The 13,179-nt window shown below is 48.3% G+C and carries 13 protein-coding genes; 11 read left to right on the top strand and 2 right to left on the bottom strand.

Annotated elements, in window-relative coordinates; all coding sequences use genetic code 11:
• Nucleotides 1-44: 44 nt before the first annotated feature.
• Genes CWE15_RS10680 through CWE15_RS10710 form a run of 7 tightly spaced genes read left to right on the top strand, consistent with a single transcriptional unit; the run spans nucleotide 45 to nucleotide 4,278 of the window.
• Nucleotides 45-740: a polyamine aminopropyltransferase gene (locus CWE15_RS10680; protein WP_126758081.1), complete on the top strand. Its 696-nt coding sequence runs from the start codon at nucleotides 45-47 to the stop codon at nucleotides 738-740.
• A 12-nt stretch (nucleotides 741-752) separates the two neighbouring features.
• A complete protein-coding gene (locus CWE15_RS10685; RefSeq protein WP_126758082.1) occupies nucleotides 753-1,673 on the top strand; it encodes a virulence factor BrkB family protein in 921 nt (306 codons plus the stop codon).
• On the top strand, nucleotides 1,670-2,107 hold the full coding sequence (dtd, locus tag CWE15_RS10690; protein WP_126758083.1) for a D-aminoacyl-tRNA deacylase: 438 nt from the start codon (nucleotides 1,670-1,672) through the stop codon (nucleotides 2,105-2,107). The genes CWE15_RS10685 and dtd overlap by 4 nt, the downstream gene beginning before the upstream one ends.
• A gap of 27 nt (nucleotides 2,108-2,134) precedes the next feature.
• Nucleotides 2,135-2,407, top strand: coding sequence for a DUF3081 family protein (locus CWE15_RS10695; RefSeq protein WP_126758084.1), 273 nt, complete (start codon nucleotides 2,135-2,137; stop codon nucleotides 2,405-2,407).
• Nucleotides 2,408-2,436: 29 nt separating this feature from the next.
• On the top strand, nucleotides 2,437-3,075 hold the full coding sequence (trhA, locus tag CWE15_RS10700) for a PAQR family membrane homeostasis protein TrhA (protein WP_126758085.1): 639 nt from the start codon (nucleotides 2,437-2,439) through the stop codon (nucleotides 3,073-3,075).
• Nucleotides 3,076-3,096: 21 nt separating this feature from the next.
• A complete protein-coding gene (locus CWE15_RS10705; RefSeq protein WP_126758086.1) occupies nucleotides 3,097-3,657 on the top strand; it encodes a cytochrome b in 561 nt (186 codons plus the stop codon).
• Nucleotides 3,658-3,702: 45 nt separating this feature from the next.
• The gene (locus CWE15_RS10710) at nucleotides 3,703-4,278 is read left to right on the top strand and encodes a YceI family protein (RefSeq protein ID WP_126758087.1); all 576 of its coding nucleotides are present in this window, start codon (nucleotides 3,703-3,705) and stop codon (nucleotides 4,276-4,278) included.
• 105 nt (nucleotides 4,279-4,383) lie between these two features.
• On the opposite strand, the gene typA is transcribed toward CWE15_RS10710, so the two are convergent.
• Together typA and CWE15_RS10720 are read right to left on the bottom strand one after the other, a co-directional pair.
• Nucleotides 4,384-6,210, bottom strand: a complete 1,827-nt coding sequence (typA, locus tag CWE15_RS10715; RefSeq protein WP_126758088.1) for a translational GTPase TypA — start codon at nucleotides 6,208-6,210, stop codon at nucleotides 4,384-4,386.
• 139 nt (nucleotides 6,211-6,349) lie between these two features.
• Nucleotides 6,350-8,710: a TonB-dependent receptor domain-containing protein gene (locus tag CWE15_RS10720; RefSeq protein WP_126758089.1), complete on the bottom strand. Its 2,361-nt coding sequence runs from the start codon at nucleotides 8,708-8,710 to the stop codon at nucleotides 6,350-6,352.
• Between the two features lie 190 nt (nucleotides 8,711-8,900).
• Between CWE15_RS10720 and CWE15_RS10725 the strand changes: the two genes are divergently transcribed.
• The 4 genes from CWE15_RS10725 to CWE15_RS10740 all read left to right on the top strand — a co-directional run bounded on the left by CWE15_RS10725 (nucleotide 8,901) and on the right by CWE15_RS10740 (nucleotide 13,170).
• Nucleotides 8,901-10,025 (top strand): PepSY-associated TM helix domain-containing protein, encoded by a 1,125-nt coding sequence (locus CWE15_RS10725; RefSeq protein WP_126758090.1) that lies wholly within the window; start codon nucleotides 8,901-8,903, stop codon nucleotides 10,023-10,025.
• A gap of 9 nt (nucleotides 10,026-10,034) precedes the next feature.
• Nucleotides 10,035-10,850 (top strand): DUF4198 domain-containing protein, encoded by an 816-nt coding sequence (locus tag CWE15_RS10730; protein ID WP_126758091.1) that lies wholly within the window; start codon nucleotides 10,035-10,037, stop codon nucleotides 10,848-10,850.
• Nucleotides 10,851-10,965: 115 nt separating this feature from the next.
• Nucleotides 10,966-12,375: a glutamate--ammonia ligase gene (gene glnA / locus CWE15_RS10735; protein ID WP_126758092.1), complete on the top strand. Its 1,410-nt coding sequence runs from the start codon at nucleotides 10,966-10,968 to the stop codon at nucleotides 12,373-12,375.
• A 93-nt stretch (nucleotides 12,376-12,468) separates the two neighbouring features.
• Complete coding sequence (locus tag CWE15_RS10740; RefSeq protein WP_126758093.1) at nucleotides 12,469-13,170, top strand: response regulator transcription factor; 702 nt, start codon at nucleotides 12,469-12,471, stop codon at nucleotides 13,168-13,170.
• The last annotated feature ends 9 nt before the right edge of the window (nucleotides 13,171-13,179 follow it).

Here is a 13,179-nt window from a genome sequence, read left to right on the forward strand (position 1 = left end):
CAATGGCTTACACTGGACCAATAGATACAACATGGAGAGCCCGCGTGACAAAGCCTTTAACTGGTGAAGCGCTTGAAGCTATTTTACAAGAATCGAACATTATAGCACTGACAGGACATATCGGGGTACGATTAGTGGTATTGGAAAATGCCGACTACCGCCTTTTGGTATTAAATGGGTCGGTGCAGTCGGTGCAGGACAAGCACGACCCAGCACGCATTGTATTGGCGCACCAAGTGCCTTTGTTGCAAGCGCTGGCGGCTGTACCTAAGCAGGGCCGCGTGCTTGAACTCGGGCTAGGCGGAGGCAGCGCCATGAACCATGCCCAGGTGCATTTTCCCCATTTACAGTGGTTATGCTTGGAACAATATGCTGCGGTTGTGTCCTTGTATTTCGACCATTTTTGCCCCAACTTTTTACCCGTAGAACAAAAAATACGCACCACCAGTGCCTTAAGTTGGTTACGCGAAAACCCTCAAGAGCAGTTCGATCTCGTGTTATGTGACTTATACGACAAAATTGACATGCCCTTGCTTGAAGCCTGTGCGCAGGCCGTATTACCGGGTGGCCAGCTGAATATAAACTGGTTGCCTCACATGCAAAACGACGCTCTGGGCGACGAAGCCTTAGACAGCTGCCCTGCGTTATCAGGCTGGGCGCGGGCCACTCACCCCATTGCAGGGTTTCGAAACCGGGTGTACCAGCTCACACGACCAACAGAAACGGCAACAGCCAGCTAGAAAGGATAGGTTATGACCAAGCAAACAGAGACATGGGAGCAAGCAAAGCAGCGTCTAACAAGGTTTTGGTTTCATGCGCGGCATTTAACGGTGCACTTCGTGAAGCGCTGTGTAGATGACAAAATTAATGTAACGGCCGGGCACCTAACCTATGTGTCATTGCTTTCATTAGTGCCATTATTAGCGGTTGTGTTTGCTATGTTCACGGCTTTCCCGGTGTTTTCAGAGCTGCGAGAGCAGGTGCAGGGCTTGCTGCTGTCGAACCTTATTCCCACCAGTAGCGACGCTATTAGCAACTACCTCGAAGGCTTTGTGAACAATGCGAATCAAATGACCATCGTGGGGGCTGGATTTTTGTTTGTGGTCGCTCTCCTGCTTATTTCATCCATTGACCAAACCATGAACCGAATTTGGCGGGTCCAAAAACGTCGCCGCATTATTATTTCCTTGGCCGTGTATTGGATGATTTTAACCTTAGGGCCAGTACTCGTGGGTATAAGCATTGCAGCTAGTTCGTATGTGCTCAGCACGGTACGCTTCGGTAATGGTTATTTAAGCGGTATGCAGTCGGTGCTGATTTGGCTCTTGCCACTGTTATCGACATTTGTGGCATTTATCCTGTTATACGTGATGGTGCCAAACCGTGTGGTGAAAGCGCGGCATGCGGTGTGGGGCGCGCTGCTCGCGGCAATTTTATTTGAGCTTGCGAAAACAGGCTTTCAGGTTTATTTGCAATACTTCCCCACGTATCAATTGATTTACGGTGCGTTAGCCACCATCCCTATTATGATTGTGTGGATTTACTTGTCGTGGAACATTATTTTGATTGGCGCAGAACTAACGGCCAGCTTGGAAGAATACTTACACGAGCCAAGTGAAAGAGCGCCCAAAGAAGAGCTAGCGACAGAAAACGAACAGGATACCAGTGAATGATTGGATTAATTCAGCGGGTTAGTCAAGCGCAAGTGACGGTAGCGGGTGAAGACATTGCTACCATAGGCCAAGGCTTACTGGTGTTGTTAGGTGTTGAGCAAGGTGACACAGACGAAAAAGCCAAACGCTTAGCGGCCCGTATTGCAGGCTACCGTGTGTTTGCCGACGCCGACGATAAAATGAATTTAGACGTACGAGACATTGCCGGTGAAGTGCTGGTGGTTTCTCAGTTTACCTTAGCGGCGGACACTAAAAAGGGGCGTCGCCCAAGCTTTTCTTCCGCCGCCAGCCCAAGCGAGGCGGAGCGGCTTTATCAGGTGTTTTGCCAAGCCATGGCGCAAGAAGGTTTGCAGGTACGTACGGGCCAGTTTGCGGCAGACATGCAAGTCGCTTTGGTGAACGACGGCCCCGTTACTTTTCAATTGAGTGTGTAAGAATGTGTAAATACCGAAGGAGTTTTTATGCAAGACCAAATTGACACGCGTTTAATGTTGCAAGCCTATGAAAAAATAACCACCCACGGTGAAGAAGTGCCGGGCGACATCGACAAAATGCACCGACTTGAAGGGGTAACCGCCTTTTCCGACTTCGACGGCTATACCCTGTATTTGCAAGACGCAGAAGTGAAGCTGCAAACGGGCTTTCATAACACCTACAAGTTAGACTACGACACCAACCGAGCCTTGGATAACTTTATCCGCAAACTGAAACACATAGTGTCGAGCTACGATTAGTCGAGCCCGCACCTGGAGCGCTATTTTACATGACAGTGAAGAACTACACCTTAGGCGAGGAAATTGCCAACGCCATTACCCACGGAGTCGGAGCCCTACTAGGGGTTGCCGCCCTCATTATCTTAGTATGGTACGCCTTAACCGCTGGCACCGTGTGGCATTTGGTGAGTGGCATTATTTATGGTAGCTCGCTCATTTTGTTGTATATGGCTTCTACCCTATACCACGCTATTACGAATATGCGGGCGAAGCGGATATTGCAGTTGATGGATCATGCGGCCATATTTATTTTAATTGCCGGTACCTATACGCCCTTTTTATTGGTGAACCTACGTGGTCCTTGGGGCTGGAGTTTATTTGCGGTCATTTGGACCATTGCTATAGCGGGCGTGTTCTTAGAGACCATGAAAAAAGAACGCATAAAGTGGCTGTCGCTCACCCTGTACTTAGGTTTGGGTTGGATGGCCGTTATTGCGGTGAAGCCCATGCTTGAGCTGGTGAACAGCACAGCACTATGGTTGCTGCTGGCCGGTGGTTTAAGTTATACCTTGGGTGTTGTGTTTTATGTGTGGAAGAGTATGCGCTACCACCATGCTATATGGCACATGTTCGTGCTCGGTGGCAGTGTGCTGCACTTCTTCTCAGTACTTGAAGGGGTTATGCGTTAGACCGTATAAGGTGAAATTAAAATGCGAATAAAAAACACGGAAAGTCGTTATGGCTTCGTTAGCGTACTGCTGCACTGGACTATTGGCCTAGCGGTGATTGGCATGTTTGCCATGGGCGTATGGATGGTCGACTTAAACTACTACAGCCCTTGGTACCACAAGGCACCCGCACTGCACAAAAGTATTGGCGTGGTGTTGTTTATAGCTTTGCTACTTCGGCTTGTGTGGCGCCGCCTGAACCCGCAGGTACAGCCTTTGGCTAGCCATAGTGCCTGGGAGCAAAAAGGAGCAAAGCTGGGCCATTGGCTGATGTACGCGCTCATGTTTGCGCTGCTCATTTCAGGCTATTTAATTTCAACGGCCGACGGGGTCGGTGTGTTGGTGTTCGGACTGATTGAACTACCGGCTAGTGTGTATGGTCTACCCAACCAGGCCGATATAGCCGGTGAGGTGCACAAATACTTAGGCTGGGTGCTTATGGGCGTGGTGGCTATTCATGCCTTAGCCGCCATAAAGCACCATTTTATTGATGGCGATGCCACCTTAGTGCGAATGTTTGGTAAAGGCACTCGCAAGCGCTAATGCACAGGCTAAAATAAGCAAATACATAAACATGAGGATGATGTGATGTTAAAGAAATTAGTAACAGGTGCCTTACTAGGCAGTATGTTAATGGCCGGAGCCGCAACAGCCGCTGACTACAAAGTGGATATTGAAGGTCAGCATGCCTTTGTGCAATTTAAAGTAAACCACTTAGGTTTTAGCTGGATGTACGGCAGTTTTAAAGACTTCGACGGCAGTTTTAGCTACGACCCAGCGAAGCCAGAAGAAAGTGAAGTAAACATTGTCATTCAAACCAACAGTGTTGACACGAACCACACAGAGCGCGACAAGCATTTGCGCAGCGGCGACTTCTTAAATGTTCGCAAGCACCCGGAAGCACGCTTTACCTCGACTTCGGTTGCAGTAACGGGTGAAGACACCATGGACGTGTCTGGCAACCTCACTTTAAATGGCGTTACCAAGCCGATTGTTATTGCGGTGAAGAAAACCGGCGAAGGCGATGACCCATGGGGTGGTTACCGAGTCGGCTTTGAAGGTACGACCAGTATTATGCTGAAAGACTTCAACATAAAACAAAATTTAGGCCCGGCGACACAAAGCGTCGAGTTTATGTTGTCTCTTGAAGGTGTGCGCTTGTAGGCTCGGCACTGCCTCAGGTCACTTTGTAGTGCTTTGCGGTATTATCAAAGGCTAAAAAAAAGCGCCATGCAATGCATGGCGCTTTTTTATATCTACGAGAAACGATTAAGAGGAAGCACGTGAAGCGCGCTTACGCTCGGTTTCGGTTAGAAGCATTTTCCGCACACGAATAGACTGTGGCGTTACTTCTACGAGTTCGTCGTTGTCGATAAACTCAAGGGCTTGCTCGAGAGTTAAACGAATGGCTGGCGTGAGTACCTGAGCGTCGTCCGTACCCGAGGCACGTACGTTGGTCAGCTGCTTCCCTTTCAAACAGTTTACGGTTAAGTCGTTTGAACGGTTATGAATACCCACAATCTGGCCTTCATAAACTTCATCACCATGACCAACAAACAAGCGACCACGCTCTTGTAAGTTAAACAGTGCGTAGGTCAAAGCCTTACCTTTCGCGTTTGAAATAAGCGTCCCGTTCACACGCTGGCCAATACGTCCGCCTTTGTGTGGGCCGTAGTGATCAAATGAGTGGTAAATCAAACCCGTACCTGAAGTTAAGCTCATGTACTCGGTTTGGAAACCAATTAAGCCACGGCTTGGAATAGTGAAGTCGATACGAATACGACCTTTTCCATCTGGAATCATGTCGGTCATTTCTGCTTTACGGGTACCTAGCGCTTCCATGACAGAGCCTTGATGCTCTTCTTCAATGTCGACGGTTAGGGTTTCCATAGGCTCATGTACGACACCGTCTATTTCACGCAGAATGACTTCTGGGCGGGAAACAGCCAGTTCAAAGCCTTCACGGCGCATGTTTTCAATTAAAATACTAAGGTGTAGCTCACCACGGCCAGACACACGGAAACGGTCTGGGCTGTCGGTTTCTTCAACACGCAATGCAACGTTGTGCACCAGTTCTTTTTGTAGGCGCTCAAGAATTTGGCGCGAGGTAACATATTTACCTTCTTTACCCGCAAACGGCGACGTGTTGACTTGGAACGTCATGGTTACCGTTGGTTCGTCAACGGTCAGCGGTGGTAAGGCTTCAGGGTTGTTTGCAGCACATACAGTGTCTGAAATTTTCAGCTCGCCTAGACCAGTGATAGCACAAATGTCGCCAACCGTAGCCGACTCCACTTCCATGCGGTCAAGGCCAAGGTAGCCATAAATTAAACCAACGCGGCCTGTTTGCTTGCTGCCGTCGTTGCTAATAACCGTGACTTGCTGGTTTTGCTTAATGCTACCGCGGGTAATACGGCCAATACCAATCACGCCCACGTAGCTCGAGTAATCTAACTGCGAGATCTGTAACTGCAAGTCGCCTTCTGGGTCGCCAGACGGGGCAGGTACTTTGTCAACGATGGTTTGGAATAGGGCGTCCATGTTGTCAGGACGCTCGTCAGCGTCTTCACTGGCGTAACCATTAAGAGCCGACGCATAAATAATAGGGAAGTCGAGTTGTTCGTCGGTGGCACCTAAGTTGTCGAATAAGTCGAACACTTGGTCGATGACCCAGTCTGGACGAGCGCCCGGACGGTCAATTTTGTTCACAACAACAATAGGGTTTAAGCCATGGTCAAAGGCTTTTTGTGTCACAAAGCGAGTTTGGGGCATTGGGCCGTCGACGGCGTCGACAACCAAAATAACGGAATCTGCCATGGAAAGGACGCGCTCAACTTCTCCACCGAAGTCGGCGTGTCCTGGGGTATCAAGAATGTTAATACGATAACCGCTCCAGTTGATGGCTGTATTCTTAGCTAGAATAGTAATACCGCGTTCTTTCTCGATGTCGCCTGAGTCCATCACACGTTCTTCTGCAGGGCCTCGGCTTTCGAGCGTTCCCGACAGCTGAAGGAGTTTGTCAACAAGGGTGGTTTTACCGTGGTCGACGTGGGCGATAATCGCGATATTGCGTAGCTTTTGAATATCTTTAGACATACAGGGGGTTCTACCTCAAAGTGAAAGTGCCACAGCCCAATAAAATAAAGGCCTGAAACACGAAGGGCGCATATTATACGGGTTTTGTGCTCAAAATTAAAGCAAAAACCACGTTAATATGCGCCCCGACTATGAGAAATTAGAATGAGTAGTTCACAGATAACCAGAAGTTACGTGCGCGTTCTGTGGTGTTGTAGTCGGAGGTGCAAATATATTCAACTTCCGTATCTGCAAGTAAACACGTACGAGAACTAAGGTCATTGTCGAGCAGGTTGTTAACGCGCGCCCGAACCGTGAAGTTATCCGTCACCGAGTAGCTAGCGCCGAGGTGTACAAGTTCGTAACTTTTGAAGTATTGCTCAACGGTTTCTGGGCCTTGTGGGCCAGTAACATTTGCAGTGCCACGGAACCGCTTGCTACGAATTTCGCCTTGTAGAAAGAAGCTTAACTTGTCATTAAGTTTGTAGTGAGCCGATAAATTGGCCATATGCTTTGGTGTATTAACCAAAGGCAAACCGGCGTCTTCCCCGCTTTTCACTTCACTTTCTGTGTAGGTATAGTTCGCTTTTAACCCCAAGGCATCAGTTACATCGTATGCTGCATACACTTCCGCGCCACGAGTTTCTGCAGAATCAACGTTTTGGTACTGAGAAAAACTGGTAAAGCCTAAGTCAGCCCAGCCTTCACCGATATCAACACAAGATTCGCCGGCCGCTGCAACCTCGCAGTTTGGTGCTGTATCTTGGCGAATTATTTTGTCATCAAATTTATTGTAGAACACCGTAAAGTTACTGGTGAAGTTGTGACCATTATCGTAATAAATAGCCGCTTCATAGTTTACGCTTGTTTCTGGTTGTAAGTCGGGCGTACCAACCAGTGGCAATGTCCCCTGACGACCAAAGCCGGTGATACCTGGAAATAAGTCGTTTGGCTTCGGCGCTTTATACCCCGTGCTGATACCACCCTTCACGGTCCAATCGCTATTTAAGGTGTAGTTTAAGTATGCACGCGGGCTTAACTGGCCTCCAAACACGTTATGGTCGTCGTAACGAATGCCGGTTGTTAATGTAAGATCTGTAGTGATATCCCAGCCGTCTTCAACAAAAACAGCCACCTGGCGGTGATCTTGCGTCGTTCCCTCGCGGTATTCATCGCCATAAACACCAAACACGCCGTCTTCCATGGCTACATCTAAAAACTGTAAACCGGTGACAATATTATGGGTGTTGTACGACATGGAAAAGTAGCTATCAAATATCCAGTTCTTCAGGCTGAGCGCTCGCTTCGGACGAGGTAAAAACTGGGCGTTAATTTGGTCTTCTATTTCGGCTGTTAACTCTGGCTTGGCGGTGCCTTGGTTCGCTGCTGCAGTGTCCCAAATATCCTGAATGGCGCGGCGTTCTTGTAGGGTAAAAGGAAGTGAACGGCCAAGGTTTTCACTGGTGCTATAGGTTAAATGGTTAGTCCATGTGCCAAGCTCAAAGTCACCTACGTAGCTTAAAACCAACTGCTCCCGCTGGAATCGTTGATAAGGCGCATAACCAACACGTGGCTGAATAATGCCGTTATTGTCTACTCGCCACATGTTTTTGGCTGCATCTAATGTACCTACTTGTCCCAATGCATTGTTGTACTTTTGTTTAGCAACATCATAGGCCACACTAAAGCGCTGCGTTTCTTGAGGTGAGTAGTTTAAGGTTGCGCCCCAATTCCACGTTTTTCCACCTACTATTTTTTTATCGCCAAAGCTCCCAGAATCTGTCCAAGTTGAGCCGTCAGGCAGAGGCAACTCCACTTGGTAGCCTGGTTGGCTAGGCTCGCGCATGTAGGTAGACCCACGCAGCGCAAGTGTGAGGTTTTCAGCCAGTGCGCCCGTTAAGTACATATCGACTTTCTGGTCATTTCCGTACTGGCTGTCTTCTTGGAGAGTACCCGAAACAGTCACGTCACCGTGCCATTCAGACAAGTTGCGGCGTGTAATAATATTAATCACCCCGCCCATAGCGTCGCTGCCATAAAGGGTGGACATGGGCCCGCGCACGACTTCGATACGATCAATAGCTGCTAATGGGGGCATGTACATAAATTGACTATTGCCGAAGTTATTTGGGCCTATATTTCCCGTGTCGTTTTGACGGCGACCATCTATAAGTACCAGGGTGTACTCTGCAGGCAGGCCACGCATAGTAATGTTTATATTACCGTTTTTATCTTGTCCTGAGCCAACATCTATTCCCTCAATATCACGCAGTGCATCGGCTATGCCTGCGTAAGCACGCATCGCCAGTTCTTCACGGGTAACCACAGTGACGCTGGCTGGTGCGTCTATAAGTTTGCTTTCAATCGCGCTGGCAGTCACAACGATATGTTCAATGCGCTCCTTCGCTGGTGGGCTGGACAGCTCTGGGTTAGGTAATTCAGGTTGGGTTATCTCGGCGGCGTTAGCGGCTGCTAAAGCAGAAGTAACAGCAAGGGCGCAAAGAGAAAGTGAAAGTCGCATTTTGTTTCCTGTCGTTTTATTTATGTGTATGAGTTAAGGTTGTTGCAAATGGTAATCGATCTCATTTATGCTTGTAAACAGCTAATGCGAACTATTCTTATTTGTATTTAAAGCGATTAAAATATTCAGAGGTAAAAACAACTTCATGGAACTTGCAAAAGATAGAGTTAACAGAAGTACATCGAGGCCAATGCGCAAAGCCAGGAAGCCTCGTAAGCGTTCACCCGTGGGGAGCATTAAGTCGTGGCATTGGATAGCGTCAGCTGTGTGTTTAATCGCCACATTAGGCTTTGCGCTGACGGGCATAACGCTCAACCATGCTTCGCGTGTTGAAGCAACGCCAACTAAAACAACGTTTGAGATGGAATTACCACCAGCTGCTCACCAAGCATTGGTTAAGCGACAACAAGAATTATTGCAAACAACCCATTCTGCAGAAGCCAGTTTACCGAGTATTTTTAGGCAGTGGTATCAACAGCAAGCCTTTGGCATGCGGTTAACAGGAGTAGAAGCCGAGTGGGACATGTATGAGGTTTATGTAGGACTGCCGCAAGCGGGGGGTGATCGTTGGTTTCGCGTGGACTTGGAAAGTGGTGAGTTCTATCAAGAAAATATCGACCGTGGTTGGATTGCATATTTTAATGACTTACACAAAGGGCGTAATACGTCAGGTGCATGGGTGAGCATGTTAGATATTTTGGCCATTATTATGCTGGTTTACGCAATAACAGGACTGATTCTTTTGAAACGATATGCAAAAGGTAGGAAAAGTACTTGGCCATTGGTTATCGCAGGCTTAATTATTCCATGGCTATTTTTGATGGTGCCGACACATGCAAGCGAGAAGGATGAAGTGCAGTTGACGCTCACCATTCCAGCGCTAAATGTGGCGGAATACCATCGGCCTTATGTGGCTATTTGGCTTGCTGATGGGAAGCATCAGCGGGTGCAAGACTTGGCCGTGTTGTACGACGGTAAAATGGCAAACCGAGAAGGCGAGAAGTGGCTAAAAGACATACGGCAATGGTGGCGTCGAAGCGGGCGCAGCCTGGAAATGCCAATGGACGGTGTCAGTGGCGCAACCAAACGTCCGGGCACCCATACATTTAATTTTTCCGAGGTAGGCGCTTTGTTTAAGCAGTTGCCTGCAGGAGATTACTTTTTAAACATTGAGGCTGCACGAGAAGTGGGAGGGCGTGAGCATGTCGTTGTGCCTATTTCATTACCCATTGAGCCCCATGAACCCATATTAATGAAGGCACAAGGTGAGCACGAACTTGGCCTAGTGGAATTATACATACTGTTAAACGATTGAGGAATTATCATGAACAAGTCGATTGTACTCGTAGCCCTATCAAGTTTATTAATCAGTGCGCCATCTTGGGCACATCGGGCTTGGATAAAACCAGACACCACTGTGGTGTCTAAAGAAAATAGCTGGGTAGCTTTTGACGCCGCCATTTCAAATGACATTTTTGGCTTTGATCATCATGCTATGAGCCTTGGTTTGCTAGTAGCAACTGCACCCAACGGAGAACACATACCCCTGCAAAACAAATATACGGGCAAGTACCGTTCTGTTTTTGATTTACAGTTAAACCAAAAAGGTACTTATAAAGTTGCTTCTGAGGCGGATACCTTGCGAGCAAGTTGGACCGATAGCGATGGAAAAAAACATTACTGGCCGGGCCGAGGTCAAACAGTAACCCCCGCCGACTTTGAGCAGCAAGTACCGAAAAGTGCAGACAACTTGGTAGTTAGTAATGTATATCGCCGTATTGAAACTTTTGTGACTGCTGGAGCACCAAGCCGTGAGGTACTCCAACCTTCTGGACATGGCATTGAATTAATCCCCCATACACATCCGAACGACTTGTACGCAGGCGAAACTGCCGAGTTTTCTGTACATTTGAATGGTCAAGCGGTTGCGGGTGCAAACATCGAGGTGATCCCTGCAGGAATGCGATATCGCGAGCAGCAAAACGAAATAAAAACCACCACATCAGAAGATGGACTTTTTTCAATAAATTGGCCGCACGCAGGTCAATACTTTATGGAAATAAATTACTCAGACAATCAAGGAGAAGCTCCGGCGAGCCAACGTCGAGCTAGTTATTCGGCTGTATTTGAAGTGTTATAAGAGCAGGAAATGGTCCCACAAGGAAGTGGGGCCATTTTTTTTATCAAGCTAATGCGTAAAGGAATGAAATACGTCATACTGTAGTGCGCTATTTTCATACTAACCGGAGGCCGTCATGTCGATTCAGGCAGTGATGAATTTAATTGAAGAACACAATGTACGATTTGTCGATTTGCGTTTTACAGATACGAAAGGAAAAGAACAGCATTTAACCATTCCAATTTCTCAAGTAGATGACGATTTTTTTGAAGACGGCCGTATGTTTGATGGCTCATCTATAGTTGGCTGGAAGGGCATTAGCGAGTCCGACATGGTTCTCCTCCCCGACCCAACCACTGCTGTATTAGACCCCTTCTCCGAACTCACCACACTAATTATCCGCTGCTCCATATTAGAACCCGACACACGCCAAGGCTACGACCGTGACCCACGTTCCATTGCCCAGCGCGCGGAAGAGTACCTTATTTCAACAGGCATTGCGGACACGGCCTTGTTTGGCCCTGAGCCCGAGTTTTTCCTATTCGACGATGTGCGTTTTAAAACCGACATTAGCGGTTCATTTTATTCCATCGACGACCGTGAAGCTCAGTGGAACTCAGACCGTGTGTACGACGATGGTAACCAAGGCCACCGCCCAGGTGTGAAAGGCGGCTATTTCCCAGTACCACCGGTAGACTCGTCGCACGATATTCGTAGCCTCATGGCAGAAACCATGGAAGAAATGGGCCTCGTGGTGGAAGCGCATCATCATGAAGTAGCCACGGCAGGGCAAAACGAAGTAGCGACCCGTTTTAATACCCTGACCAATAAAGCCGACGAAATTCAAATTTTTAAATATGTCGTTCACAACGTTGCTCATGCTTACGGAAAAACAGCAACCTTCATGCCAAAGCCCTTAGTGGGCGACAATGGCTCGGGTATGCATGTGCACATGTCCCTTGCCAAAGACGGCAAAAATTTATTTGCGGGTGACAAATACGGTGGCTTGTCAGAGCTAGCGTTGTACTACATTGGGGGCGTTATCAAACACGCGCGTGCCTTGAATGCGTTTACCAACCCAGCGACTAACTCGTATAAGCGTCTTATTCCTGGTTTTGAAGCGCCTGTTATGCTGGCTTACTCGGCCCGTAACCGCTCGGCGTCTATTCGTATTCCTTTGGTGTCAAACCCGAAAGGGCGCCGTATTGAAGCGCGCTTCCCTGACGCGGTAGCGAACCCGTACTTAGCCTTTACTGCGCTGATGATGGCAGGCCTGGACGGTATACAGAATAAGATTCACCCAGGTGACGCCATGGACAAAGACTTGTACGACTTGCCTGCGGAAGAAGCGAAGCAAATTCCTACGGTGTCAACCTCGTTGGAAATGGCGCTAGCAAGCTTGGACCAAGACCGCGAGTTCTTAACCCGCGGTGGGGTTATGACAGACGACATGATTGACGCTTACATTCGAACCAAGCAGAAAGAAGTGGAAGTGATCAATCAAACCACGCACCCACTGGAGTTTGACCTTTACTACAGTTGCTAGTGCTTATGGAATGTAAAGATAAAGGAAAGCTTGTCTATTCTTAGGCAAGCCGTCTTTACACTAGGGCAACTACATTTGTTTTAAGGAGCGAAAGTGACCCATATTCTATTAGTCGATGACGACGTTGAATTAGGCGGCATGTTGCAAGAAGTAATGAGCCGTGAAGGCTGGAAGGTTTCTGTGCGGCACGACGGTAAAGCTGGTTTGTCGGCAGCTACAGAAGAAACGTGGGACCTCATACTGCTCGACATTATGCTGCCTGAGCTTGACGGCCTACAGGTGCTGAAGCAACTGCGCCAAAGTGGTATTGAAACACCTATTCTTATGCTAACCGCCCGCGGTGACGACGTGGACCGGGTGGTTGGTTTAGAACTCGGTGCCGATGACTACTTAGCCAAGCCGTTTTACCCCCGCGAGCTGGTGGCTCGGGTGCGGGCCCTAATGCGGCGTACAGCGCGCTCACAAACAGAAAAAGTAAGCGTGCAAACCATACGTTTTGCAGGTTTCGAACTGGACATGCTAGAAAGTGTAGCCACTTGCGACGGTGAAACCTTGAGCTTAACGCCTACTGAATTTGACGTGCTGAAGCAATTAGCAACGCACCATGGTCAGTTGGTGACAAAAGAAAGCCTGTCTATGCAGGTGCTGGGGCGCCAACTAGGGCCTTTTGACCGCTCTTTAGACGTGCACATCAGCAATATACGTAAAAAACTGCCAAGCCATCCAGAACGGATAGAAACCGTACGAGGCCGTGGCTACCGTATGGTAGAAGTGGCACAGGCGAGCCATTCCTAAAGAATGCGT

It is taken from the genome of Aliidiomarina taiwanensis (genome assembly GCF_003987015.1).
Classification (GTDB): Bacteria; Pseudomonadota; Gammaproteobacteria; order Enterobacterales; family Alteromonadaceae; genus Aliidiomarina; species Aliidiomarina taiwanensis.